This window comes from Halarchaeum sp. CBA1220, assembly GCF_003721175.2.
GTDB classification, from domain to species: Archaea; Halobacteriota; Halobacteria; order Halobacteriales; family Halobacteriaceae; genus Halarchaeum; species Halarchaeum grantii.
On sequence record NZ_CP054708.1, the window covers coordinates 57716 to 84437 of the forward strand.

The following is a 26722-nucleotide window of genomic DNA, read 5'->3' on the forward strand; positions in this document are numbered from 1 at the left end:
ACGGTCGAAGAAGGCCCGGACATGAGCACCGCGCTATCGACCTTCGAATCGTCGCTCGACCGGCTTGAGGTGGGGTGGACGCGGACGACCCCCGACGGGTTCGGGGACGCGCTCGCGTCCGCCATCGACCCGCCTGCGGTCGGCGTGCCTCTGGGTATCGACGGCGTCTCCCTCGACGGGACTGCCGTGGAGACGCCCCCGACGCCGCGTCTCCTGCGCGAGGCGAACACCGGCGTGACGCGCGCCGGGAAGGCCATCGCCCGCTACGGGACGCTCGTCGTCGACTCCGACCCCGAGGGGACCGAACCCGTGAGCCTCTACCCGCCGACACACGTCGCCGTCGTCCGCGAGTCCGACGTCCTTCCGGACGTCGAGTCCGCGAGCGACCACCTCGGCGCGCGCTTCGCCGACGGGGGGTCGTCCGTCTTCGCGACCGGCGTCAGTTCCACCGGCGACATGGGCGCGCTCGTCGAGGGCGTCCACGGTCCGAAACACGTCCACGTCCTGATTCTGGAGGAACGATGAGCGCCGAGCGCCGCCGGAAGGCCGAGAAGATCCGCCACCTCCTCGAGACCGAGGGCGACGCCGTCCACGAGAACATCACGCACATGAACGCGGAGCGCTACGACGCCATCGAGCGCTTCGACGACTTCGAGGCGCTCCGCGAGGAAGCACGCGCCATCAAGGAGGAGGCCATCGCGGACCTCCCCGCGCTCGTCGAGCAGGTCCGCGAGAGCGTCGAGGCGAACGGCGGTCACCTCTACGTCGCCGACGACGCCGCCGACGCCAACGAGTACATCACCGACGTCGCCGAGTCGAAGGACGCGGAGACGCTCGTGAAGTCGAAGTCGATGACGAGCGAGGAGATCGAGATGAACGACGCCCTCGAGGCGGCGGGCGTCGACGTCTGGGAGACCGACCTCGGCGAGTTCGTCCTCCAGGTCGCCGACGAGGGCCCCTCCCACCTCATCGGCCCGTCGCTCCACCGCTCGCGCGAGGACGTCGCCGAGCTCTTCAACGAGGTCTTCGACCCCGAGGAGCCCTTCGAGACCGCCGAGGAGCTCACGGCGTTCGCGCGCGACTACCTCGGCGAGAAGATCCACGCCGCCGACGTGGGGATGACGGGCGCGAACTTCGTGCTCGCGGACTCGGGCACCATCACGCTCGTCACCAACGAGGGCAACGCCCGGAAGACCGCCGTGACGCCCGACACGCACGTCGCCGTCACCGGCGTCGAGAAGATCCTCCCCAGCGTCGAGGAGCTCCAGCCGTTCGTCGAGCTCATCTCGAAGACCGCCACCGGACAGGACATCTCGCAGTACGTCTCGATGTTCACGCCGCCCGTCGACTCGCCCACTATCGACTTCGAGAACCCCGACGACCCCCTCGGGTCGGGCGACGGCGAGCGCGAGTTCCACCTCGTCCTCATCGACAACGGCCGCCTCGACATGCGCGAGGACGACCAGCTGAAGGAGACGCTCTACTGCATCCGCTGTGGCGCGTGCGCGAACTCCTGCGGGAACTTCCAGCACGTCGGCGGCCACGCCTTCGGCGGCGAGACCTACACGGGCGGCATCGCGACCGGCTGGGAGGCCGGCCTCCGCGGCGAGGAGGCCGCAGACGAGTTCAACGACCTCTGTACGGGGTGCTCACGCTGCGTGAACGCCTGCCCCGTGAAGATCGACATCCCGTGGATCAACACGGTCGTCCGCGACCGGCTGAACGGCGACGCCACCCCGAGCGAGTTCGAGTTCCTCGTCGAGGGCCTCACGCCGGACGCGGAGGACTCGGTGGACCTCCAGAAGCGCCTCTTCGGGAACTTCGGGACGCTCGCCGAACTCGGGAGCAAGACCGCACCCCTCTCGAACTGGACGGCGAAACTTGGCCCCGTCCGCTCGCTCATGGACGAGTACCTCGGCGTCTCGCCGGAGCGCGACCTCCCGCAGTTCCAGCGCGAGACGCTCGCGGAGTGGTTCGCGGCCCGCCGGCCGCGCGCGCCGAACGCGGACGCCACCCGGAAGGTCGTCCTCTACCCGGACGCCTACACGAACTACGTGCTCGTCGAGCGCGGGAAGGCGGCGGTGCGCGTGCTCGAAGCCTTGGGCGCGCACGTCGAACTCGCCTCCCCCATCGAGAGCGGGCGTGCACCGCTCTCGCAGGGGATGATCGACACCGCGAGCGAGCAGGCCGACGCGGTCGCCGCCGACCTCGACCCCTACCTCGAGGCGGGCTTCGACGTCGCCGTCGTCGAACCCTCCGACCTCGCGGCGTTCCGCCGCGAGTACGAGTACCTCCTCCCGGAGGCGGCGCACGACCGCCTCGCCGAGAACAGCTACGACGTCATGGAGTACGTCTACGGCCTCCTCGAGAACGGCGCCGACGGCTCGACTCTCGCCGCTCCCGAGGAGCCGGTCGCCTACCACTCCCACTGCCAGCAGCGCACCCTCGGCGTCGAGGCCTACACGGAGGCCGTCCTCGAGGACCACGGCTTCGACGTCGTCACCTCGGACGTCGAGTGCTGCGGGATGGCGGGGAGCTTCGGCTACAAGTCCGAGTACTACGAGCTCTCCATGGACGTCGGCGAGGACCTCTACGAGGAGTTCGCCGACGAAGGAGATAGAAAACTCGTCGCGAGCGGGACGTCCTGCACCGAGCAGATGAGCGACCTCTTCGCGCGCGACGTCACCCACCCCGTGGAGCTCCTCGACCCCGGGCGCTGAGGGCTACTCCGTCAGCGCTTCGACGGCCTCGCGCGACGGCAGCGCGGGCACGACCTCCTCCTCGGTGGTGGCGAGCGACCCGACCCGACAGCCGAACGCGAGCGCCTCCCGCAGCGGTTTGCCCTCGTGGAGGCCGACCGCGAACCCGGCGTTGAACGCGTCGCCCGCGCCCGTCGGGTCGACGACGGTCACGTCCGGCGCCGGCACCGAGGTGACGCCGTCGTCGTCGAGCGCCATCGCGCCGTTCGCGCCCTGCGTCAGCACGACCGTGCCCGCGCCCATCGCGTGGAGGTCGCGCGCCACCGTCTCATCAGAGACGTCGTCGTCCGGCCCGTAGCCCGCGACGACGCGCGCCTCGCTCTCGTTCGGCGTGAGGTAGTCCGCCTTCGCCACCACCTCCCTCGGTAACCCGTGGCCGGGCGCCGGGTTCAGTATCGCCGTCGTCCCCACCGCACCCGCGACGTCGAGCGCCGCCTCGACGGCCGCGACCGGGATCTCCAACTGGGTGAGCAGGACGTCCGCGTTCGCGATGGCGTCGCGCGCGGCCTCGACCTCCTCGCGGCCGAGTCGGTCGTTCGCGCCGCCCGAGACGACGATCTGGTTCTCGCCGTCGTCGTCCACGAGGATGAACGCGACGCCCGTCGTCGCCGCACTGACGCGCTCGGCGTGCTCGGCCGCGACGCCCTCGCGCGCCCAGAGCGCCTCGGCGTCGGCCGCGTAGTCGTCGTCGCCCACCCGCCCGACGAACGCCGACTCGACGCCGAGGCGCGACACCGCGACCGCCTGATTCGACCCCTTCCCGCCCGCGCCTGCCGTAAACGACGACGCCGAAATCGTCTCGCCCGCGACCGGGAAGCGCGGCACCTGCATCGTCAATCCCGCCACGTACGACCCCACGACTACGATGGACATTCGTCCGAGTCGAACGCCCGTGTCGCCTAAACCGTGTCGAAGCCCGCTACTCGGGTTCGGCGACGGCGTTCTCGAGGCCCGCGTAGTCGCCGGTCTCGTCGACGCGTTCGAGGTTCCGCGCGAGGATGTCCGCACAGCGCTCGTAGTACTCGGGCGTGCTCCCCGCCATGTGTGGCGTGACGTGGACGTTCTCGAACGCCCAGAGCGGGTGGTCCTCGGGGAGGGGCTCGGGGTCGGTGACGTCGAGCGCGGCGCCCCGGAGCTCGTTCTTCCGCAGGGCGCGGAGGAGCGCGTCCGTCTCGACGACGCCGCCGCGCGCGACGTTCACGAGGACGGCGTCCGGCGGGAGCGTCCCGAACGCCGCGTCGTCCACGAGGCCCTCGGTCGTGTCCGTCAGCGGGCACGCGAGCACGAGGTAGTCGGTGCGCGCGAGCGCCGCCTCGAAGCCGGGGCCGTCGAAGCCGACGACCTCGTCCGTCGGGGCGCCCTTCTCGGGGGAGTAGCGCACGCCGACCGTCTCCACGCCGAACGGCTCGAGGCGCGCGACGATGCCCTGCCCGATGGCGCCGAGGCCGACGACGGTGACCGTCGAGTCCTTCAGCTCGCCCGCCTGATAGTGCTCCCAGCGCGGCACCTGCTGGCGGCGCCACCCCTCGTCGAGGCGGCGCGCGAAGACGAGGAGGTTCCCCAGCACCTGCTCGGCCATGTTCGGGACGTGCACCCCCGAAGCGTTCGTGACGACGGCGCCGCGCGCGGTGATGTCGTCGAGCGGGAGGTGCTCGTAGCCGGCCGATATCGCGGCGAAGAGGTCGAGATCGTCCGCGCGCTCGAGGAGGTCCCGACCGAGGCCGCCGCCGGTGACGACGTCCGCGTCCGCGATCAACTCGCGCTCCTCGTCGCGGGTGCGCGCGAGGACGACGTCGTCGTCGGGTCGGCGCTCGCGTATCGCGGCGGCGTACTCGCTCATCGCCATTCCGTGCGTCCCCTCGCGGAGGACGAGGACCGTGTGCTCGCTCATGCTCGTTCGTCCACCGACCGAAGGATAACTGTACCGCCGACGGCAGGGGCCGGGGGATACTGCCTTGTACGCCGCGCCCGCTCGTTCGCGTATGACGGACCGAACTGGCGCCGACGTCGTCCACGACGCCCTCCGCGACGCGGGCGTCGAGTTGCTCGTCGGCCTCCCGGGGACGCAGACGCTCGCGCTCGACCGCGTCGTCGCCGACCGCGACGAGCTGACGTACGTGATGGCGCGCCACGAGACCGCGATTCCGCACGTCGCGTGGGGCTACTACGAGGCGACCGGCCGGCCGGCGGCGACGCTCACCGTCCCCGGTCCCGGCGACACGAACGCGATGCACGGCCTGCAGAACGCCCACGAGGACTGCGTACCGATACTCCACGTCTCCGCCGACGTCGCGCCCGAGCATCGGGGGAAGGGCCCCATCCACGAACTCGACCCCGGGACGTTCGACGCCGTCGTGAAGGAGAACGTCACCGTCGAGCGCGCCGTCGACCTCCCGAGCGCCGTCGCGGCGGGCATCGAAACGGCGCTCACCGAGCCCTACGGGCCCGTCCGGCTGGGCGTGCCGGCCTCGCTCCTCGCCGCCGACGTGGGCGACGCCCCCGACGCGACGGTCGACCCCGAGACGCGGACCTACGACAACGCGGCCGCCGACGCCGCCGCGCGCACCCTCCTCGAGGACGCCGAGCGCCCCCTCGTCTACGCGGGCGGCGGGGCGCGACGCTCCGCCGGTGGCGCCGAGGCCGTCCGCGCGCTCGCCGACGCGCTGGACGCGCCCGTCCTCACCTCCTACAAGGGCAAGGGCGTCTTCCCGGAGGACGACCCGCGGTGTCTCGGCGTCACCGGAAGCCACACGCCCGCCGGCGCCGTCGCCGCGCTCGACGCCGCCGACGTCGTGCTCGCCCTCGGCACGGACTTCGACGGCGTCGCCACCGACGGCTGGTCGCTCCCGATGGGCGACTCGCTCGTCCACGTCACGCTCGCGCTCTCGGACGTCGACGCCGCCTACGACGCGGACGTCGCCGTCGTCGACGACGTCGCGGCCGCCGCCGACCGCCTGCTGGACGGCCTCGATTCGGGGGGCACGTGGGACGGCGAGCGAGTCGGCCGCGACGTCCGCGCGGAGTACGAGCGCCACCTCGCCGACGCGGACCTCCTCGACCCGGAGCGCGCGCCCGCGACGACGCCCGCGCTCCTGCGCGCCGTCCGCGACGTCACGCCGCGTGACGTCCCGGTGACGACGGACGTCGGAGGTTTCCGCCTCTGGTCGATGCAGCTCTTCGACGCCCATACCCCCAAGACGTTCGTCACTGCCGGGTCGTGGGCGGGGATGGGCGTCGGCCTCCCAGCCGCCATCGGTGCGGCCGCCGGGCGCGACGGGCCCGTCCTCTGCCTCACCGGCGACGGCGGCCTCATGATGTGCGTTCACGAGCTTCACACGCTCGCCGAGGCGGACCTGAACGTCACCGTCGTCGTCTCGAACAACGCCGACTACGGCGTCATCTCGAAGTCCCCGGCGATACGCGACGCCGAGGAAGGGGCCTTCGCGTGGGACGCCGCCGACTTCGCCACCGTCGCGGAGGGGATGGGCGTGCGAGCCACCAGCGTCGACACCGCGAGCGACGCCGCCGACGCCGTCGCCGCCGCGCTCGCCCGCGACGGCCCCGACCTCGTGGACGTCACCGTCGACCCCGACGAGCCCTCGGCGGCGGCCGCGAGCGAGTACGAGAGCGACCTCGACCGCGCGTAATCGCCTCCGTATCACGCCACTCTTGGCGGCGTCCCTCGAACCCGCGAGTGAATGCTCGACCGCTTCCGTTCCGACCCCGGCGCGTTCGCGCCGCTCGTGCTCCTGCTCGCCATCCTCGCGGGCGGGAGCGCCGCCATCCTCATCCGATGGAGTCACGCCCCGACCGCGACGCAGGTCTTCTATCGCCTCCTCTTCACGACGGCGGCCGTCGCGCCCGTCGCCCTGCTCCGCCACCGCGACGCCCTCCGCGCGATTTCGGGGCGCGACCTGCTCGTGAGCGCCGTCACCGGCGTCATCCTCGGCGGCCACTTCCTCGTCTTCTTCCGCAGCGTCGACTGGACGACCGTCGCCGCCGCGACGACGCTCACGCAACTCCACGCCGCCATCGTCCCGCTCGGCGCGTACGCCCTCCTCGACGAGCGCGTCTCCCGGCGGATGCTCTCCGGCCTCACGGTCGCGTTCGCGGGCGTCGCGCTCCTCTCGACGGGCGGCGTCTTCGTCTCCTCGCTCCTCGGCGGCCCACGCCCGCTCCTCGGGAACGCGTTCGCGGTGCTCGCGGCCATCGGCTTCGCCGCCTACACGCTCGCCGGGCGCTCCGTCCGCCAGCGCCTCCCGCTCTTCCCGTACGTCACCGTCGTCTACGCGATGGCGACGCTCGCCGTCGGCGTCTTCGCCGCCGGGACGGGCACGCCGGTCTTCCGCCCGTATCCGGCCCGCGAGTGGCTCATCTTCCTCGGCCTCGCCGCCGGCCCCGGCCTCCTCACGCACACGGGGTTCAACTGGTCGCTCGAGCACGTCGACGCGAGCGTCGGGAGCGCCGCGATGCTCGGCACGCCCGTCGTCAGCACGCTCCTCGCCGCCCTCCTCCTCGACGAGGTGCCGTCCGTCGTCACGCTCGCCGGCGCGGGCGTCGCGCTCGCCGGCGTCTACTTCGTCGCGACGGGCGTCCCGGGGGACAACGCCTAAGGGCCTGTCACTCGCGCGCTCGACTATGAGCGATTCGCTCGAAGACGCGGCCGCGCTCGTCACGGGCGCGAGCTCCGGTATCGGACGCGCGACGGCGCGCGAACTCGCAGCACGCGGTGCGGACGTCGCCATCAGCGCACGGCGGACCGAGCGCCTCGAGGAACTCCGGGACGAACTCCTCGCGGAGCACGGCGTCGACGTCCTCGTCCACGCGGCGGACGTCACGGACGCCGACGCCGTCGAGGCCCTCGTGACTGACGCCGTCGACACCTTCGGCGGCCTCGACGTCGTCGTGAACAACGCCGGTCTCGGCCGCGACGAGACGACAATCGAGGAGCTCGACCTCGAGGCCTATCGGCAGATGATGGCGGTGAACTGCGACGGGATGTTCTACGTCGCGCGCGCCGCGATGCCCCACCTGAAGGAGAGCGACGGGAACCTCATCTTCCTCGGGAGCATGTCCGGGCAGTATCCGCGCCCGGCGAGCCCGGTCTACGCGGCGACGAAGTGGTGGACGCGCGGCCTCGCGCTGAGCGTGCAGGCGAACGCCGGCACCGAGGGCGTCGGCGTCACGGCGGTGAACCCGACGGAGGTCCGCACGGAGTTCGGGAGCGAGGACGGCGCGGCGTTCAGCGAGCAACTCGACCCGGACGAGGCCGCCGCGCCCGAGGACGTCGCGAACGCCATCGCGTTCGCCGCCGAGCAGGAGGACCCGAACGTCGTCCAGGAACTCGACCTCTTCCGGCGCGACAAGTTCGCGGACTGGTAGCCCGACGCCGGCTCCGTCTTCCTCCCCGCCCACTCCGTCCGACCAGACGTCGCCGCGAACCCGCCTGCACAGCACGCCAATCCAACACTCCCACTCACCTCACCCATTCAGAAACCGCACACAGCACCATTGGGCGGTATTTTTGCACAGTGTTACTGAGAAGTTTTACTGATCAGTATGTCTAGGTGTGTTGTGTGGGTGAGCTGTCTGGATGCCCGGATTGGTCGAACCGACGGGGTGGCTCCGCCCCGCAGTGCGTCCCGCTCGCCGGACCACGGCAGTTAACTCGGCCGCGCGAGTGCTCTCCGATACAGTGAGCACCGACAGCATCGAGCGGGCGGGTGCGGCCGTCGACTGGACGCTCCGCGTCGCCATCCTCGGCGTCGTCGCCACCGGCGTCCGCCAGCGCAACCCTGGCGCGGTCGCGAACGGCCTCGTCGCGTTCGTCGCGACGTTCCTCCCGCGCGCCCTCCGGTGTACCCTCGGCTTCCGGTTCGGTCCCCGCCACCGCGTCTGGCTCTCCGGCTCCATGCTCCTCCACGCCACCGGCATGCTCGGCCCCTACGACGACGTCTGGTGGTGGGACCACGTCACGCACACGCTCTCCGCGTCGCTCGTCGGCGCCGCCGCCCACCTCCTCGCTCGACGCCGCGACCGCGACCCGACGCGCTACGTCCTCGGTGCCACCGTCGGCGCCGGCCTCTTCTGGGAAGTCCTCGAGTACGTCGTTCACACGACGGCCCGACGCCTCGGCCTCGAACCGCTCCTCATCCAGTACGGACACGAGGACACGCTCGGCGACCTCTTCTTCGACGCCGTCGGCGCGCTCCTCGTGCTCGCGTTCGGCGACCGCGTCCTCGAGGGCGTGCTCGAGGCGGACGACTGAGCGCCGTGTCGGCCCCGTCGCCGCGACCAGTACTGTCAAGTGAGCTAGTGAGACAGGATAGCGCATGAGCACACGCTCCGCGCAGTCGACGAATCGGACGAGCGTCGTCGCCACCATCGCCGGGCTGGCGCGGCGCGCGAACCCCGCGTTCGCGCTCGCAGTCGTCGCGCTCCCCGTCCTCGCGCTCGTCTACGCCGTCACCGCCGCGAGCGTCCAACAGCACACCTACGTCCACGTGATGGCGGGCGTCCTCTGGACCGGCATCGACGTCTTCATGGCCGCCGTCATCGGCCCCGTCCTCGGCGGCGTCGACCCGCGCGTCCGCGCCGCCGTCTTCGAGAAGTTCACCCCGAAACTCTTCTTCGTCATGCCGACGCTCGCCGCTATCACGACGGTCGGCGGCATCACGCTCGCGATGCGGATGAGCGTCTTCCCGCACGCGATGCCGTGGCTCGCGCTCTTCACCGCCGCCGTCACCGTCCCCTCGCTCCTCAGCATCGGCTACCAGTTCGACGCCTTCCGCGACCGGCGCTGGCTCGCGTGGTTCGGCGTCGCCGTCGTCGGGAGCGCGGCCTTCCTCTACGACACGATGGGCGCGTTCGCGATGACGAGCCCCGTCATGCTCGTCGTCCTCGCCGACATCACGCTCCTCACCGTCCTCGGGAACGGCGTCCTCATGCCCGGCGAGGTCCGCATCTACCGCGAGATAACCTCCGAGGACCCCGACACCGACCTCGTCGGCGACATCGGCCTCCGGAACGCCCGGATTTCCGGCGTCCAGGGCGTCCTCCAGTTCGTCATCATCGCCGCGATGGTCTACCTCCGCTGGGGCGGCCTCCCGCTCTGAGCCGCCCGACGACCGGTTCTCGTCGTCTTTCATCGCGCACGCTGCGCTCGCGCCGTGTGCGTCACGCTACTCGAGGTCGACGGCGGCCTCCGCTTCACGCAGTCGTTCTTGGACCCGAACGGGTTCGCCGGTTTCGCTGGACTCGACGGCGGCCGCGACGAGCGCGACCGACTGGAGGTTCTCCCGGACGTTCGTTGCCATCGGCTCGCCGCCGTCCAGCCATTCGCAGAACTGCCCGACCAGCCACGTGTTCGACCAGTGCTCGCGCTCCGCGAGCGCGAGTTCCTCGGGGTCGTCGTCGCCGCGCCCCCAGCGCGCCGGCTCCTCTTGGTGGGCGTGACGGACGAGCTCGCGGTCGTCGAGGACCAGCGTCGCGTCCCGGCACTCCGCCCGGACGTAGTCCTGCCCCCAGTTGTTCAGGCCGACCGCGTTCGCCTTCGCGCCCTCCCACTGGATGCGGACGCCGTTCCGCATGCGCATCTGGACGAGCGCCTGACAGTCGCCGTCGTACTCCGCCCACTCGGGCTCCCACGTGTCCGCGTAGACCGTCTCGCAGGTCTCGCCCGCCATGTCCGCGAGGAAGTCGAGCTGGTGGACGGCGCCGTCGACGAGGAGCGGGTCGTCCATGTCGTGGCGGAACGCCCCCCACTCGCCGTACTCGCGGAGGTCGCAGGTGAAGCGCCCGACTAGGTAGTCGAGCGGGCCGTTTCGCGACTCGCGGATCTCCCGGCGCAGCGTCGTCTTGTCCGCATCGAAGCGGTGGCTCATCGTCACGCCCATCTTCGCGCCCGCGTGCTCGACCTTCTCGGCGATGCGGACGGCGGCCTCCAGCGTGTCCGCGATGGGCTTCTCCGAGAGTATGTCGAGGCCGTGCTCGAGGGCGGCGTCCACGACGTCCTCGTGGAGCCACGGCGGAACCACGACCGTGCAGAAGTCCGCTTCGGGGTGGGCGGCGAACGCCTCCTCGACCTCCGTGTAACACCGCTCGGGCGGAAGGTCGAGGCCGTCGACCGCGTTCTCGTGAGCGTCCTCGTCGACGTCCACCGCCGCGACCGGCTCGACGCGCCCGGCCGCGACGTGCGGTTCGAGGAACGTCCGACACCAGTTCTCGCCCTGCCCGCCCGTGCCGACCTGTATCACACCGTGCGCCATCGTGTGAACCTGCCCGCGCGCACCCATAAACCCTCCCTCGGCCAGACTCCCCGGTGAACGTGAGGCATAGGTGTCCGCCAGGGCCGGAAAATCGCCGACACCCGAGACAGGTCTCCGCTAGCGCACCCGCTCCTCCCAACCGTCGCCCAGAACTGATGGCCGTATGGCTGTAAACCACCGTCTCGGACTGTACAACCGTTCTCGATAGAAGAATAGGAGTCCGGTATAGACGACGCGGCGTTACGAGTACGTGACGTTCAACTCGATGACGTTGACCGTTTCGAGGAGGCGCTCGGGGAGTTCCTCCTCGAAGAGGTCGCCCTGCAGTCGGTTCGTCGGGCCGGCGATGCTCACCGCGCCGAGGACGCGGTCCTCGTTGCTGAGGATGGGCGCGGCGACGCACCGCAGCCCACGCAGTCGCTCCTCGTTGTCGATGGCGTAGCCGCGCTCGCGCGTGCGCTCCAGTTCCTCGTAGAGCTCGTTCGGGTCCGTGATCGTTTCCGACGTGCTCTTCGGGAGGCCGTGATAGGCGATTATCTCCTCGACGTACTCCTCGGGGAGGTGTGCGAGGATCGCCTTCCCGAGACCGGTGCTGTGGAGGGGGACACGCGTTCCGACGTGAGCGGCAACGCGAACGGCCTGCTCACCACGGGCGCGATAGAGGTAGGACCCGCGCCCGTGCTCCTCGACGAGGAGGTTCGTCAGCTCGCCCGTCTCCGCTGCGAGCTCGTCGATTTCCGGGCGCGCGATGTTGTGGATCTTCATCCGGTTGCGCGCGTACGCACCGAGTTCGAAGAACCGCAGACCGATGCGGTATTCGTCGCCGTCCTTCACCACGTACTCCTCCTGTCGCAGCGTGCTCAGGTAGTTGTGTACGTTGCTCTTCGGGAGGTCGAGGTGGGTCGCGAGCTCCGTCACGCGCGCCCCGTTCAACTCCTTCAGCCCTTCCAACACCTCGAACGTCCGTACCGTCGACTTCACTGGGTTCGACGCTTCCTTGAGCATGGCCGTACGTTATACGCCAGCATACAAAACTATTATTCATCAATCGTGAACATAAGGGAGACTGAACTCTCGCCCGTACTCGACGCCGAGAACGCCGCTACGAGCGCCTGAGGCGCGTATCGACGCTCACACGGTCCCGGAACCGCCTGAACGTCGCGTGAGCGCCGGTCGATGCCCTCCGCTGCCGTCGAGGGGGAGACAGCCGCCGCCACCGACGCCCGCGCCGTTGTCGCCGCTGACGCGTCGCGGGCGAGCCCGTGCTGGCCGCTGGTCGACGCGCCGCCCGTCTCCGTTCGCGGCGTCCGAAACACGCGCGGACGCCGGCTTCGAACGCGGGCCGGCGCGTCCTCCCTGCACCGACGACCAGCCGGGCATCCGGCATAGCCGGACGATATTTCGCCCGCTCTTCTCAACATCAGCTACACGCTTCGGTGTCCGGCTCTCACGGACATCCGCCTGTGTCGGATTCTCCCTGACGGGTTCACTCTCCCCCCGGATTCGGCTGGTGTGAGTCTGAACGGCCTGTATTCGGGTCTCTTGTCCTCACCGTTTGCGTGCGGCCGGGCGCTAGTATCCACAACCTTTACTACGACCCCTTTGAATAGCTCGGACGCAATGGTCGACTACGAGAAGCTCCGCGACCCGAACGCGGAGTATACGATGCGGGACCTCTCAGCGGAGACGATGGGTGTCGAGAAGGAGCGTGGCGGCACGCGCGACGCCGAGATCACCGACGTACAGACGACGATGGTCGACGGGAACTACCCGTGGATCCTCGTTCGCGTCTACACCGACGCCGGCGTCGTCGGCACCGGTGAGTCCTACTGGGGCGGCGGCGACGCCGAGATCATCGAGCGCATGAAGCCGTTCCTCGTCGGCGAGAACCCGCTCGACATCGACCGGCTCTACGAGCACCTCGTCCAGAAGATGAGCGGCGAGGGCTCCATCTCCGGCAAGGTCATCTCCGCCATCTCCGGGATCGAGATCGCACTCCACGACGTCGCGGGCAAGCTCCTCGACGTCCCCGCCTACCAGCTCGTCGGCGGGAAGTACCGCGACGAGGTCCGCATCTACTGCGACCTCCACACGGAGGACGAGGCGAACCCGCAGGCCTGCGCCGCCGAAGCCGAGCGCGTCGTCGAGGACCTCGGTTACGACGCCATCAAGTTCGACCTCGACGTCCCCTCCGGTCACGAGAAGGACCGCGCGAACCGCCACCTCCGCAACCCCGAGATCGACCACAAGGTCGAAATCGTCGAGGCCACCACGGAAGCCGTCGGCGACAAGGCGGACGTCGCCTTCGACTGCCACTGGTCGTTCACTGCGGGGAGCGCGAAGCGCCTCGCGCGCGAACTCGAGGAGTACGACGTCTGGTGGCTCGAAGATCCCGTCCCGCCGGAGAACCACGACGTCCAGCAGAAGGTGACGGACTTCTCCTCCACGCCGATCGCCGTCGGGGAGAACGTCTACCGGAAGTTCGGCCAGCGCACCCTCCTCGAACCGCAGGCCGTCGACATCGTCGCGCCCGACCTCCCGCGCGTCGGCGGGATGCGCGAGACCCGCAAGATCGCGGACATCGCGGAGATGTACTACATCCCGGTCGCGATGCACAACGTCTCCTCGCCCATCGGCACGATGGCCTCCGCGCAGGTCGCCGCCGCCATCCCGAACTCGCTCGCCGTCGAGTACCACTCCTACGAACTCGACTGGTGGGAGGACCTGGTCGAAGAGGACGACCTCATCGAGGAGGGCCGCATGGAGATCCCCGAGGAACCCGGCCTCGGCCTCACCCTCGACCTCGACGCCGTCGGGGACCACATGGTCGCCGGCGAGACCCTCTTCGACGAGGCGTAGCCTCGTCGAGTAACCGGGACGTACTCCCGGCTCTGTCGCCGTCTTCTGTTACGTTTCCGGGCGCTCCACGCCGGGGCGCTCTTCCGTTCGATGCGCGCAGCGACGCCGCAGTTCCGCCATCCGTGGGTATTTACGTTCCGTCGCCGAGCGCTTCTGCATGGAGTACACGACACTCGGCTCCACCGGGATGAGCGTCAGCGAGATCTGTCTGGGCTGTATGAGCTTCGGAACCGGGAGCGACTGGATGCTCGACGAGGACGAGGCCGAGGAGATCATCGAGCGGGCAATCGACTTGGGGATCAACTTCTTCGACACGGCGAACACCTACTCGAACGGCGAATCCGAGGAGATACTCGGGACCGTCCTCGATGACTACGACCGCGACGAGCAGGTGGTGGCGACGAAGGTGCGCTTCCCCGCGATAGCGGACCCGCACCCGAACGCGACGGGCCTCTCACGGAAGACCATCGAGCAGGAACTGGAGAACTCCCTCGAGCGGCTCGGGATGGACACGGTGGACCTCTACCAGATCCACCGCTGGGACCCGGAGACGCACATCGAGGAGACGCTGAAGGCCCTCGACGACGCCGTGCGTCGCGGTGACGTCCGCTATCTCGGCGCGTCGTCGATGTGGGCCCACCAGTTCGCCGACGCCCTCCACACCAGCGACGCGCTCGACCTCGAGTCGTTCGTCTCGATGCAGAACCACTACAACGCCGTCTACCGCGAGGAGGAGCGCGAGATGAACCCGCTCTGCGAGTCGGCTGGCGTCGGCCTGATCCCGTGGGGCCCGCTCGCGCAGGGCTACCTCGCGCGCCCCCACGAGGACATCCACGCGACGACGCGCGGCGACCCCGAGCAGAAGCACAATCCCAACCCCGACTACTCGAGCGCCGGTGGCGCGGAGATCAACGAGCGCGTCGAGGAACTGGCGGCGGAGAAGGGGCTGACGATGGCGCAGGTCAGTCTCGCGTGGCTCCTCCACAAGGACACCGTGGACGCGCCCATCGTCGGGACGACGAGCGTCGAGCACCTCGAACAGGCCGTCGAGGCCACCGACGTCGACCTCTCGGACTCCGAGATGGCGTACCTCGAGGAGCCCTACGAGCCCGTCCCGGTCTTCGGACACTGAGGGCTCGCGGCGACCCCGTCGGGTCGGGACCGTCGGCACCCACTCGCACCCGACGCCGAGGGACGGGTTGCCAATAGGGATACGCTTTTATGCACGGTGACGGATTGTGAGGTATGCGGTATTACCACCTCTCTGTGGAGGGTAGTGACGGCACTCATCTGGTCGCGGAGACCAACGACGGCGAGGCGTACGACCTGACGTCGGCGTCCGAGGACCTCGGCTCGTTCACGGCGCTGGCGCGCGCGGCGAACGCGACCGAGCAGACCCTCGACGACGTCGCGGCCGCACGCATCCCGGACGCGGACTCGGTCGACCCCGGCCGCCTCGCCGCCGAGGCCGACCAGCCCGTTCGCGCGGAGGAAGTGTGGGCGTCCGGCGTCACCTACGAGATCAGCGAGCAGGCCCGCGAGGAGGAGAGCGGGAAGCCCGAAGTCTACCTCGACGTCTACGAGAGCGAGCGCCCGGAGCTCTTCCTGAAGGCGACGCCGTCCCGAACCGTGGGCCCGAACGAGCCGATCGGCGTGCGCGGGGACTCGACGTGGGACGTCCCGGAGCCCGAACTCGCCGTCGTCATCCACCGCGGCGACGTCGTCGGCTACACGGTCGGGAACGACGTGTCGAGTCGCTCCATCGAGGGGGAGAACCCCCTCTACCTCCCGCAGGCGAAGGTGTTCGAGCGCTGTTGCTCCATCGGCCCGTGCGTCGCCTCTCCGGGGACGGTCGGCGACCCCCACGAGCTGACGCTCTCGATGCGGATCGCCCGCGACGGCGACGTCGTCTACGAGGACGAGACGACGACCGGGGAGATGGTGCACTCCTGTGACGAACTCGTCGACTACCTCGGCCGACACAACGTCCTGCCCGAGACCGCCGTCCTCCTCACCGGGACCGGTCTCGTCCCCGACGACTTCACCCTCCAGGACGGCGACGAAATCACCATCGACGTCGAAAACGTCGGCGAGCTTACCAACGGGACCGTCACCGTCTGAACCGACACGACGCGGGTTTTCTCACGTTCGCACGCTCCACAGAGCCACGTCGCCGCCGTCGTCTTTTCGCGCCATAGTTATACTGCTCCGACGACGAGTCACCCCCGTCGTCGCGCCGTCGTCCTGGTCGAAAACGAGGGCCGCCGTGTCGGGTTACTCGCCGGACTCGACGCTGGAGTCGGTGAAGTAGGTGCGGCCGGTGCGCGGGACTTCCTTGCTCGCGGTGACGTCGAACGCGGCGGTTTCGACGATGTCGTCGGCGGCGGTGCCGACGCGGACCTCGTAGGGGCCTTCCTCGACGGCGAGGTTCATGTCGCGGTCGTGATAGGCGAGCTGGGAGGCGTGGACGTCGAAGCTGACGCGCGCGGACTCGCCGGGTTCGAGGTGGACGCGCTCGAAGCCCGTCAGCTCCTGCACGGGGCGCGCCTGATCCGGGTTCTCGGCGCGCGTGTAGAGCTGGACGACGTCGGTGCCCGCGCGCTCGCCCGCGTTCGTGACGGTGACGCTCCCCGTGAGCGTCCCCGCTGGCTCGAGGCTGTCCGTCGAGAGCTCGAGGTCCGAGTACTCGAACTCCGTGTAGCTCAGCCCGTGGCCGAACGCGTACAGCGGCGTGCTCTCCGTGTAGACGTGCTCCTCGTTCGCGCTGTTCGGGCGGCGGCTGTAGTGGACGGGGAGCTGTCCGACGTTGCGGGGAATGGAGACGGGGAGGTGGCCGCTGGGGTTGTGGTCGCCGAAGACGACGGCGTCGATGGCGTCCCCGCCCTCCTCGCCGGGGAGCCACGCCTGCACGACCGCCGGGGCCTCCTCCGCGATTTCCTCGATGGAGTGGGGCTTCCCGCTGACGACGACGACGACGACCGGCGTGTCCGTCTCGCGGAGCTCGGCCACGAGCTCCTCCTGAACGCCGGGGAGGCCGAGGTCCGTCACGTCACAGCCCTCGCCGCTCGTCGGGACACTCGGGCGCTGCTCCATGTCGGCCTCGGTGCCGCTGAAGTCGACGGCGGAGCGGGCGCCGACGAAGGCGAGGGCGACGTCGGCGTCCTCGGCCTGCGCGACGGCGTCGTCGAAGCCGTCGGTGGCGGGGCCGGTGGTCGTACAGCCCTCGGCGTGGCGGACGTCGAAGCCCTCGGCGTCGCCCCGCGCGCGCAGCGCGTCCAGCGGCGTCGTCGCCTCGAACGCCGTCTCCTCGTCAGGGTAGTGGGCGGCGTAGGCGTAGTCGCCGAGGAGCTCCTGCGCGTCGTCCGCCTTCGGCCCGACGACGGCGAGGGAGTCGAGGGCGTCGCCGGCGAGCGGGAGGGTGTCGTCCTCGTTCTTCAGGAGGGTGATGGACTCGCGGGCGGCGCGCCGCGTCACCTCGCTCGCCTCCTCGGTGTCGTACGGGTCGCTCGCGCTCGCGGCGTCCACGGTGGCGTCGTCGAGGACGCCCTTCCGGGCCTTCATAGTGAGGACGCGGCGCGCCGCCTCCTCGACCGTCGATTCGGCGAGCTCGCCGTTCTCGACGGCGTCCACGAGGTGCTCGCCGTAGCAGTCCGTGTACGGGAGCTCCACGTCGACGCCCGCCTCCAGCGCCATCACGCCGGCTTCGCGTTCCGTCCCTGCGACGCCGTGTTCACTCTTCAAGAACTCGACGCTGTAGTAGTCGGAGACGACGGTGCCGTCGAAGTCCCACTCGCCGCGCAGGACGTCCGTGAGGAGCCACTCGTCGCTCGCGCACGGGATGCCGTCGATGTCGTGGTAGGCGTTCATCACGCTCTCCGCGCCCGACTCGTGAATCGCCGCCTCGAACGGGAACATGTGCGTCTCGCGGAGTTCGCGCTCGCCGAGATGGACGCTCGAGCGGTTCTTCCCGCCCTCGCCGACGGCGTGGCCGACGAAGTGCTTGAGGGTGGCGGAGATGCCGTCGCCGTCGGCTTGGAGGCCGTCGACGTAGCCACACGCCATCGCGGCGACCAGATAGGGGTCCTCGCCGAAGGTCTCCTCGACGCGCCCCCAGCGGAGGTCGCGCGCGACGTCCAAAACGGGCGAGAGCGCGTGGACGGTGCCGATGGCTTCGAGTTGCTCGCGGATGGTGTCCGTCACGTCCTCCATCAGCGCGGGGTCGAACGTCGCGGCCATCCCGATTCCCTGCGGGAACGTCGTCCCCGCTGGCCCCATATACCCGCTCAGGCACTCCTCGTGCGGAATCGCGGGAATCCCGAGTCGCGTCTCCTCCCGCAGTATCTCCTGCAGTTCGTTCGTCACCTCGGCCGCGCGCTCCGGGTCGAGGCTCCCCTCCCCGCCGATGCGCGTCAGGTGCCCGATGCCGTTCGCGAGGTACTCCTCGGCGGCGTCCCTGTCGAGTTCGCCCTCCTCGGTCAGTATCCGTTCCGCGTTCACGGAGCCGAGCTGGGCGGCCTTCTCCGCCAGCGTCATCTCCGCCAGTATCGCCTCGACGCGCTCGTCCACGGTGGTCGCGTCCGTGGGCGCTGTGGTCTGGTCGGTCATCGTCTTGGCTGTTGGCACCCTCGCTCTTAACCGTATTGACGCCGGTAACGCAGAATCACGACACGAATGTTCCTTATTTATGAACAAAACTCGTCGACGTGCCTCCCGCCGACCGACCGGTCGGGGATACCGACTGTACTTTCGTGACGAACCGCTTTACACGAATACTGGCGTAATCGAATTGCACGGCGTCTCAGCGCCCAGTCAGCCTTTCTAACACGACCGGTGTAATATCGTAATAAGACGCCACTCCTCAATCACGTACGTTACACAAAGAAGAACGCCGGTGTCGTGCCGCGTCAGTCGTCGAGCGGCACGCGTCCGCGTTCGTCCGGGACGCCCGCGTACTCGTAGAAGTAGGAGACGAGGCTGTCGCGCCAGCGCTCGGCCTGCACGACCTGCTCGTCGAATCGCTCGGCGACCCGTCGATGGCGCCGCTCGTCGACCGTTCCCTCGAGCGCGTTCCAGCGCTCGCGGAGGGCACGCACCGCCTCGACGCCCTCGAAGCAGTTGTCGTAGAGGCGCTGGATCACTGTCGTGTCGTCGTCGAGCTCGTGCTCCCACGGCAGGTGGTGGAAGAAGAGCAGGAGCTCCTCCGGGCACGTCTCCGGGTCGGCGTAGCGCTCCGGCCACGGCCCCTGATACTGGCCCGCGTAGTCGCTCCCCGACGGCGTCCGGTCGATGCCGATGCCGTCCTCGGCGATGCCGGTGTACTCGGGCCACTCCTCCGGCCCGGGGTCGTAGTGGTTCTCGAGTCGGGCCTCGCCGTTGTACATCATGTGCATGAGGCCGATGCCGCCCGTCTCGTAGTCGATGACCGCCGGCCACGACTCCTCCTGAATCCGCGTGACCGTCTCGACGACGCTCGGGTTGCGCCCGTACGTCTGCGCCGCCCACTCGCGGGTCACCTCCTCGGAGCCGAGCGTCGGGTCCCACGCGAGGCGGCCGAAGCCGTAGAGGTTCAGTTGCGCGAGGTCGTGGCCCGTCCAGTTGCGGTCCTCGCCGACGTTCGCGACGCCCGCGAAGCCCTCGCCCGCCCGGTCGACGAGGAGGTCGCGAACCTCGGTGCCCTCGCCGTCGCCGTGCGTGTCGAACTCGAGGACCTCCTCCCACTGCGGGAGGTGCGAGCAGGCGTGGACGCCCTGCCCCGTGTACTCCTGTGTGATCTGGAGCTCGCAGGCGACGTTCGTCTCCGGCATCGCGCCGAAGAGCGTCGAAACGGGTTCGCGCGGCTGGAAGTCGATGGGGCCGTTCTTGATCTGGAGCGTGACGTTGTCGTGGAACTCGCCGTCGAGGGGCTCGAACGTCTCGTAGGCCTGCACCGCGCGGTCCTCGTGCTCGGAGTAGACGAACGCGCGCCAGAAGACGCGCCCGCCGTGGGGTTCGAGCGCGCGCCCGAGGACGTTCGCGCCCTCCGCGTGGTCGCGGTCGTAGTCGTAGGGGCCGCGCTGGCCCTCGGAATCGGCCTTCACGAGGAAGCCCCCGAAGTCCGGGATGCGCTCGTAGAGCTCGTCGGCCTTCCGCTTCCACCACGCCTCGACGTCGTCCTCGAGCGGGTCGGCGGTGTCGAGGTCGCCGACGAGCATCGGCGCCGCGTAGTTCACGGAGAGGAACGTCCGGATGCCGTAGCGCCGGAACACCGTCGCGAGCGCCGCGACCTTCTCGAGGTTCTCGCTCTCGAGGAGCTGCCACCCCTCCATCCCCGCGATGGCGTCGTTCGCGCCCTCGCGGTCGGGCTTCTCCGTGTTCACGTTGTTCACGACGACGCCGTTGATGCCCGTGGAGGCGAGCAGGCGCGCGTAGTCCCAGTAGCGCTCGCGGAGGTCCGGGAGCGTCTCCCAGTCGAAGATGGACTGGCCGGCGTAGCCGCGCTCGACGGAGCCCCGGAACGGGTTGTCCCAGTGGTCGATGACGCGCTCCTTCGCGCGCGGCTCCTCGACGACGTCGAGGTCCGCGACGGGCTCGCCGAGCGAGAGCAGGCGGAGGAGGTGGAACGTCCCGAAGAGCATCCCCCGGTCCGTGTTCGCGGTGACGACCACGCAGTCCTGGCCCTCCCACTCGGTCGCGCGCAGGACGTACCCCTCCTCGTCGAGGCCGTCGAGCTCCTCGGCGTCGACGGCGTGGCGCACGACCTCCATGTTGTCGCGCCGGCCGACCGCGAGGAAGCCGTCCTGCGAGCGCGGCGGGTGCTGCCAGAGGTGCGGTTCGCGGCCGAGCAGGCCCTCGAGGCCGACCCGGAGCTCCTGTCGGACGGCTCGGAGCTCGGGGCCTTCCTCGGAGACGTACGCGTGCAGGCAGCGCCGGCGGTACGCGGACAGCCGCTCGGGGTCGTCGACGCGGTCGTACTGGAGCCAGCAGTCGTCGTAGTCGGTGACTACCATACGACACCGTATCCGCCAGCCCGGCTAAAAGCTTCGTCGTCTATGGCCGCGAACGCTCCCCGTCTCCCGAGCGCGCCGACCGAAGCGGCGACTATGGAAAAGAATAAATATTAATGAAGGATATGGGGTGGTATGGTGGACGATAACAACCACGGTGACGGGAAGTCTCCGCGACGAACGTTCCTGAAACTGAGCGGCGTGGCGGGCGCGGCGGCGCTCGCCGGCTGTTCCTCGGAGACGCCGAGTGACGGGGACGGGACGACGACCACGTCGACGACGAGCGGCGGCGACAGTGGCGGCACGGGCGACCAGTCGCTGACGGTCCCCGGGACGTACGTGCCGACGAACATGCAGTGGAACTCCTACGCGCCCAGTCACTACTCGAACCCCGGGCGCGCGTTCGTGTTCGACCCGTTCATCTTCTACAACCAGAAGACGGACACGATAATCCCCACCCTCTTCCAGGACTGGGAGAAGGACGGCGATACGCTCACCGTCACGCTCCGGGAGGGCGTGACGTGGCACGACGGCGAACCCGTGACGGCCGAGGACTTCGTCACGAAGTACACCATCGACAAGGGCTTTCAGTACACTATCGCGAACTACATCACGGACGCGACGGCGGTCGACGAGACGACCGTCGAGTACTCGCTCGCCCAGTCCTACCGCTCCGACCTCCTCGTCCTCACCTTCTCCGGGTCCTGGATGAACACGCCGACGCACCAGAAATACGGCGAGTTCGCCCAGCGCCTCCGCGACGCCTCCTCGCAGGAGGAGACGGACACGGTCCTCTCCGACATCCAGGACTACCAGCCGAGCGAACCCCTCGGCTGTGGGCCGTTCCAGTTCGAGTCCGCGAACCAGCAGAACCTCAACCTCACGAGGTACGAGGACCACCCCGAGGCCGACACGATCCCGGTCCCGAAGGCGCAGGTCGCCTACATGGGCTCGAACCAGCAGCAGTGGGCGGCGGTGAAGAACGGCCGCACCATCGACGCGACGACGACGACGTTCTTCCCCGAGCGCATCGTCAACTCCCTGCCGGACTACATCCGCCAGTATCAGATGCCGGCGTACAACGGGTTCGCACTCGCGTTCAACCACGACGACGAGGTCTTCGGGAACCGGAACGTCCGACGCGCGTTCGCGTACATCCTCGACCAGGAGAAGATGGCGAGCCTCGCGGACCCGACGAAGACCGCCGTCACGGCGCCGACCGGCGTCGGGAGCTACCACACCGGCACGTGGCAGGAAAAGCTCGGCGGCGACGTCTCCGCCTACCAGACGTACATGGGCTCCGACTCCACGAGCAAGGCCGAGGCCCTGCTGCGCGGCGAGGGCTTCTCCAAGGAGGGCGGCCAGTGGTACACGCCGAGCGGCGAGCAGCTCACGCTCGAGATTCCGGCGCCCGCCGGCTGGAGCGACATCGTCTCGTTCGTCCAGACGACCGCGCAGATGCTGACGAACTTCGGCATCGAGACGCAGAACTCGAACGTCGAGACGACGACGTTCTTCGGGCAGTACTGGGGCCCCTCGAACTTCCGGGTCATCCCGTGGTTCTGGAACAACTCCTTCGTGCGCCCGAAGCCGTTCTTCAGCCTCGGGTGGCTGCTGACGAGCGACACCAGCGTCAACACCCTCAACTTCCCGGAGGAACCCGTCGTGCCGCCGATGGGCGAACCCGACGGTGAGGCGACCGCGACCGACGTTCGCGGGATTCTGCGCGACCTCGGGACCTCGTCCGACGAGGCGCGCACGACCGAACTGACGCGCGAGCTCGCGTGGGTCGTCAACCAGAGCCTGCCCGAACTCCCGCTCATCGAGAAGGTCTCCCAGTCCTTCTGGAACACCAACGAGTGGAACGTCCCCGAGAAGGGCGTCGACGAGCAGTACGTCCGCTACCCGTACTACTACTGGCCGCGCACCGGCACCATCTCGCCGAAGACCGAGTAACGGCACTCGACCCACTCCGTCTGTCTTCGGCCGTGTTCGTCGAGGAAACCGTCCCCGGAACCCTAATTTATAAATAATAATGATGTTTGTTGGTGAACACGCATGGCCGATGGTTCCGACGACGACAGTCTCCGACACGCGCGACGACGATTCCTCCGACTCGGCGGCGCGGCCGGTGTGGCGGCGCTCGCCGGCTGCTCCTCCGAGACCCCGAGTCAGAGCGAGGGAACCGACACCACGTCGACGACGGGCGGCGGCGACGGGAGCGACGGCGGCTCGGGCGATCAGGCCCTGACCGTCCCCGGCCGCTACGTCCCGACGAACGTCCAGTGGAACTCCTACGCGCCCAGCCACTACGCCCAGCAGGGCGGGAAGATGGTCTACGACCCGTTCCTCCGGTACAACCAGAAGACGGACGAACTCATCCCCTACCTCTTTCAGGACTGGGCGGTGGACGGGACGACGCTCACCGTCTCCCTGCGCGAGGGCGACACCTGGCACGACGGCGAACCGGTCACCGCCGAGGACGTCGTCACGAAGTTCGCCATCGACCAGGGCTTCGGCTACGAGGCGGCTAGTTACATCGACGACGCGACGGCGGTGGACGAACACACCGTCGAGTACAGCCTGAAGAAGTCCTATCGGACGGACACCATCCTGCTCGTCCTCTCCGGGGAGTGGATGGACACGCCGACGCACCGGAAGTACGGCGAGTTCGCCGAGGCGTTCCGGAACGCCTCCACGACGGAGGAGCGGCAGAACGTTCAGGGCGACGTCCAGAACTACCAGCCGAGCGAGCCCCTCGGCTCCGGTCCCTTCGAGTTCGAGTCCGCGAACCAGCAGACGCTCACGCTCACGAAGTACGAGGACCACCCGACCGCGGACCAGATCACCTTCCCGAGGTACGAAGTCACCTACTCCTCCTCGAACCAACAGCAGTGGGCGGCGGTGAAGAACGGCCGGACGTTCGACGCGACGACGACGACGTTCTTCCCCCAGCGCATCGTCAAGACCCTCCCGGACTACGTCGAGCAGTACACGGTCCCGGCGTACAACGGCTACTCGATGGCGTTCAACCACGACGACGAGGACTTCGGGAACCGGAACGTCCGGCGCGCCTTTGCGCACGTCGTCGACCAGGAGCGGGCCGCCGACCTCCTCGGGCCGTCGAAGCAGGCGGTCTCGGTGCCCGCCGGCATCGGTAGCTTCTGGACGGGGACGTGGGAGCGCAACCTCGGCGGCGAGACGGACGTCTACCAGCGCTACAACGACACCGAGCGGGCCGCGGAACTCCTCCGACAGGAGGGGTACACGAAGCAGGACGGGCAGTGGCACAAGCCGAACGGCGAGCGCTTTACCCTCACCATCCCGTCGCCGTCGGGGTGGAGCGACGTCGCCTCGATGACGACGGCGGTCGCACAGATGCTCACCGACTTCGGCATCGAGACGCAGAACAAGAGCGTCGAGAACACGACGTTCTTCGGGCAGTACTGGGGGCCGTCGGACTTCAAGGTCGTCCCGTGGTTCTGGAACAACTCGGCGCTCCCGAAGCCGTTCTTCAGCCTCTCGTGGGTCCTCACGAGCGGCACCGTCATGTCGAACCTCAACTTCCCGGAGGAGCCGACCGTGCCGCCGATGGGCGAACCGGAGGGCGAGACGTCGCCCGCGGACGTCCGCTCGACGCTCCAGTCGCTCGGGACGGCGACCGACGAGGCGCGGGTCACGGAGCTCACGCGCGAACTCGCGTGGGCGGTCAACCAGAGCCTCCCGATGCTCCCCATCGTCGAGACGAGCAGTTCCTCCTTCTGGAACTCGAAGCGCTGGAACGTCCCGCCGCAGGACACCGACGCGAAGTACGTCAACAACGAGTACTTCTGGTTCCCGCGCGCCGGACTCGTCTCCCCGAAGGAGTGACACGGCGAACGAGGCGTCCACCGCGACGCCGAATCCATACTCATCGTTCGTTATACTCTCGCCGATGCCAAAGAATAAATATTCGTGTGGGATACTCGGGTGTGTATGCCAGACGGTAGTAGTCACGATTGGCGGTCCGCGCGTCGGCAGTTCCTCAAGATGGGTGGCGTAGCGGGCGCGGCAGCGCTCGCTGGCTGCTCCTCCGAGACGCCGAGCGAGGGGGGCGACGGCGGCACGTCCACGACCGACGGGAGCGGCGGGAGCGGGTCGGGCGACGACTCGCTCACCATTCAGGGTCGCTACATCCCGACGAACATGCAGTGGAACTCCTACGCGCCCAGCCACTACGCGACGGTGGGCGGCCGCGTGGTGTTCGACCCGTTCATCTTCTACAACCAGAAGACGGACGAGATCATCCCCTACCTCTTCCAGGATTGGGAGCTCGACGGGACGACGCTGACGGTGTCCCTCCGTGAGGGGGAGACCTGGCACGACGGCGAACCCGTCACCGCCGAGGACTTCGTCACGAAGTTCACCATCGACCAGGGCTTCGGCTACGAGATCTCGAACTACATCGAGGAGGCCACCGCCGTCGACGAGACGACCCTCGAGTACACCCTCAACGAGGAGTACCGCGAGAAGACCATCATGACCGTCTTCAACGGGACGTGGATGGACACGCCGACGCACCGGAAGTACGGCGAGTTCGCCGAGGCGTTCCGGAACGCCTCCACGGAGGAGGAACGCGAGACCGTCCAGGGAGACGTCCAGAACTACCAGCCGAGCGAACCCCTCGGCTGTGGCCCCTTCGAGTTCGGGTCCGCGAACCAGCAGACGCTCACGCTCACGAAGTACGAGGACCACCCGGACGCCGACAACGTGGCGTTCCCGACGTACGAGGTGAACTACTTCGCGTCCTCCCAGCAGAAGTGGGCGGACATGAAGAACGGCACGAGCCTCGACGTCATGAACGGGTTCACGCCCCAGCGCATCGTCAAGACGTTCCCCGATTACGTCCGCCAGTACGAGGTCCCGCGCTACAACGGCTTCGGCCTCGCGTTCAACCACGACGACGAGGACTTCGGGAATCGGAACGTCCGTCGCGCCGTCGCGCACGCCATCGACCAGCAGAAGATGGCGGACCTCGCCGACCCGGTCAAGCACGCGGTCTCCGTGCCCGCCGGCGTCGGGAGCTTCGTCACCGGCACGTGGAAGGAGAACCTCGGCGGCGACGTCGAGGCCTACGAGCCCTACAACGACACGGCGAAAGCCGAGGAGCTCCTGAAGGCCGAGGGGTACACGAAGCAGGGCGGGCAGTGGTACAAGCCGAACGGCGAGCAGTTCACGATGGAGATTCCCACGCCCTCCGGCTGGAGCGACATCGCGAGCTTCACCACGACCGTCGCGCAGATGCTCAGCGACTTCGGCATCGATACGACGAAGCGCGGCGTCGAGAACACGACGTTCTTCGGGCAGTACTGGGGGCCGTCGAACTTCAAGGTCGCACCGTGGTTCTGGAACAACTCCGGGAAGACGAAGCCGTTCTTCACGCTCTCGTGGATCCTCACGAGCGGCACCGTGACGTCCACGCTCAACTACCCGCAGGAGCCGGAGGCGCCCGCGTTCGGCTCCCCGGACGGCGAGGTGTCCCCCGTCGACATCCAGCAGAAGCTCAGCACGCTCGCCACCACGAGCGACCAGCAGGAGGTCACCGAGCTGACGCGCGAACTCGCGTGGGTCGTCAATCAGAACCTCCCGATGCTCCCGCTCATCGAGAAGGTCCGCCCGAGCTTCTGGGACACCCGCGAGTGGGACATCCCGCCGGTGGACACGGACAAGAAGTTCGTCAACTGGTGTAACTACTACTGGCCGCGCTTCGGCTACGTCACCCCGAAGAACTAGGCACCGCACGCTCGGCCGACCCTCGTCCCATAGCCCCCTGCACGCTTCCGGCCGACTCGCGGCCGCCGTTTTTCAGCTCTTC

At 68.8% G+C, this 26722-nt stretch carries 19 protein-coding genes; 13 read left to right on the top strand and 6 right to left on the bottom strand.

Features of this window, described 5'->3' with window-relative positions; translation table 11 throughout:
- Positions 1 to 21: 21 nt before the first annotated feature.
- Positions 22 to 525, top strand: coding sequence for an LUD domain-containing protein (locus EFA46_RS10865; protein WP_123078330.1), 504 nt, complete (start codon positions 22 to 24; stop codon positions 523 to 525).
- On the top strand, positions 522 to 2720 hold the full coding sequence (locus tag EFA46_RS10870) for an LUD domain-containing protein (RefSeq protein ID WP_123078332.1): 2199 nt from the start codon (positions 522 to 524) through the stop codon (positions 2718 to 2720). The genes EFA46_RS10865 and EFA46_RS10870 overlap by 4 nt, the downstream gene beginning before the upstream one ends.
- Before the next feature lie 3 nt (positions 2721 to 2723).
- Here EFA46_RS10870 and EFA46_RS10875 read toward each other — a convergent pair whose 3' ends face one another.
- Positions 2724 to 3632: a ribokinase gene (locus EFA46_RS10875; protein WP_123078334.1), complete on the bottom strand. Its 909-nt coding sequence runs from the start codon at positions 3630 to 3632 to the stop codon at positions 2724 to 2726.
- A gap of 46 nt (positions 3633 to 3678) precedes the next feature.
- Positions 3679 to 4650: a D-2-hydroxyacid dehydrogenase gene (locus tag EFA46_RS10880; protein WP_255494113.1), complete on the bottom strand. Its 972-nt coding sequence runs from the start codon at positions 4648 to 4650 to the stop codon at positions 3679 to 3681.
- Between the two features lie 91 nt (positions 4651 to 4741).
- On the opposite strand from EFA46_RS10880, the gene EFA46_RS10885 reads away from it, so the two are divergent.
- From EFA46_RS10885 to EFA46_RS10905, 5 genes are all read left to right on the top strand, one after another.
- Complete coding sequence (locus EFA46_RS10885; protein ID WP_123078336.1) at positions 4742 to 6406, top strand: thiamine pyrophosphate-binding protein; 1665 nt, start codon at positions 4742 to 4744, stop codon at positions 6404 to 6406.
- 51 nt (positions 6407 to 6457) lie between these two features.
- Complete coding sequence (locus EFA46_RS10890; RefSeq protein ID WP_123078338.1) at positions 6458 to 7372, top strand: DMT family transporter; 915 nt, start codon at positions 6458 to 6460, stop codon at positions 7370 to 7372.
- Positions 7373 to 7397: 25 nt separating this feature from the next.
- Positions 7398 to 8141, top strand: coding sequence for an SDR family oxidoreductase (locus EFA46_RS10895; RefSeq protein WP_123078340.1), 744 nt, complete (start codon positions 7398 to 7400; stop codon positions 8139 to 8141).
- Positions 8142 to 8454: 313 nt separating this feature from the next.
- Entirely contained in the window at positions 8455 to 9027 is a 573-nt protein-coding gene (locus tag EFA46_RS10900; protein WP_123078342.1) for a hypothetical protein, read from the top strand.
- Positions 9028 to 9091: 64 nt separating this feature from the next.
- Complete coding sequence (locus EFA46_RS10905) at positions 9092 to 9874, top strand: hypothetical protein (protein WP_123078344.1); 783 nt, start codon at positions 9092 to 9094, stop codon at positions 9872 to 9874.
- Between the two features lie 66 nt (positions 9875 to 9940).
- Here EFA46_RS10905 and EFA46_RS10910 read toward each other — a convergent pair whose 3' ends face one another.
- Together EFA46_RS10910 and EFA46_RS10915 are read right to left on the bottom strand one after the other, a co-directional pair.
- Positions 9941 to 11026: a Gfo/Idh/MocA family protein gene (locus tag EFA46_RS10910; protein WP_123078346.1), complete on the bottom strand. Its 1086-nt coding sequence runs from the start codon at positions 11024 to 11026 to the stop codon at positions 9941 to 9943.
- Between the two features lie 240 nt (positions 11027 to 11266).
- Positions 11267 to 12031 (bottom strand): IclR family transcriptional regulator, encoded by a 765-nt coding sequence (locus tag EFA46_RS10915; RefSeq protein ID WP_123078348.1) that lies wholly within the window; start codon positions 12029 to 12031, stop codon positions 11267 to 11269.
- Positions 12032 to 12646: 615 nt separating this feature from the next.
- Between EFA46_RS10915 and EFA46_RS10920 the strand changes: the two genes are divergently transcribed.
- From EFA46_RS10920 to EFA46_RS10930, 3 genes are all read left to right on the top strand, one after another.
- Positions 12647 to 13885, top strand: coding sequence for a mandelate racemase/muconate lactonizing enzyme family protein (locus EFA46_RS10920; RefSeq protein WP_123078350.1), 1239 nt, complete (start codon positions 12647 to 12649; stop codon positions 13883 to 13885).
- A gap of 157 nt (positions 13886 to 14042) precedes the next feature.
- Positions 14043 to 15017 carry an aldo/keto reductase gene (locus tag EFA46_RS10925; RefSeq protein ID WP_123078352.1) on the top strand — a complete coding sequence of 325 codons (975 nt, stop codon included), beginning with the start codon at positions 14043 to 14045 and terminating at the stop codon, positions 15015 to 15017.
- A 113-nt stretch (positions 15018 to 15130) separates the two neighbouring features.
- The gene (locus EFA46_RS10930; protein WP_123078354.1) at positions 15131 to 16006 is read left to right on the top strand and encodes a fumarylacetoacetate hydrolase family protein; all 876 of its coding nucleotides are present in this window, start codon (positions 15131 to 15133) and stop codon (positions 16004 to 16006) included.
- A 153-nt stretch (positions 16007 to 16159) separates the two neighbouring features.
- Here the strand turns inward: EFA46_RS10930 and EFA46_RS10935 are convergent, their stop codons facing one another.
- Positions 16160 to 18418: a glycoside hydrolase family 3 N-terminal domain-containing protein gene (locus EFA46_RS10935; protein ID WP_123078465.1), complete on the bottom strand. Its 2259-nt coding sequence runs from the start codon at positions 18416 to 18418 to the stop codon at positions 16160 to 16162.
- 371 nt (positions 18419 to 18789) lie between these two features.
- The gene (locus EFA46_RS10940; protein ID WP_123078356.1) at positions 18790 to 20871 is read right to left on the bottom strand and encodes an alpha-glucuronidase family glycosyl hydrolase; all 2082 of its coding nucleotides are present in this window, start codon (positions 20869 to 20871) and stop codon (positions 18790 to 18792) included.
- 132 nt (positions 20872 to 21003) lie between these two features.
- Between EFA46_RS10940 and EFA46_RS10945 the strand changes: the two genes are divergently transcribed.
- The 3 genes from EFA46_RS10945 (at position 21004) to EFA46_RS10955 (ending at position 26640) form a co-directional block, all read left to right on the top strand.
- Complete coding sequence (locus EFA46_RS10945; protein ID WP_123078467.1) at positions 21004 to 22824, top strand: ABC transporter substrate-binding protein; 1821 nt, start codon at positions 21004 to 21006, stop codon at positions 22822 to 22824.
- Positions 22825 to 22926: 102 nt separating this feature from the next.
- Positions 22927 to 24738, top strand: coding sequence for an ABC transporter substrate-binding protein (locus EFA46_RS10950; RefSeq protein ID WP_123078358.1), 1812 nt, complete (start codon positions 22927 to 22929; stop codon positions 24736 to 24738).
- Positions 24739 to 24843: 105 nt separating this feature from the next.
- Positions 24844 to 26640 carry an ABC transporter substrate-binding protein gene (locus EFA46_RS10955; protein ID WP_123078469.1) on the top strand — a complete coding sequence of 599 codons (1797 nt, stop codon included), beginning with the start codon at positions 24844 to 24846 and terminating at the stop codon, positions 26638 to 26640.
- The last annotated feature ends 82 nt before the right edge of the window (positions 26641 to 26722 follow it).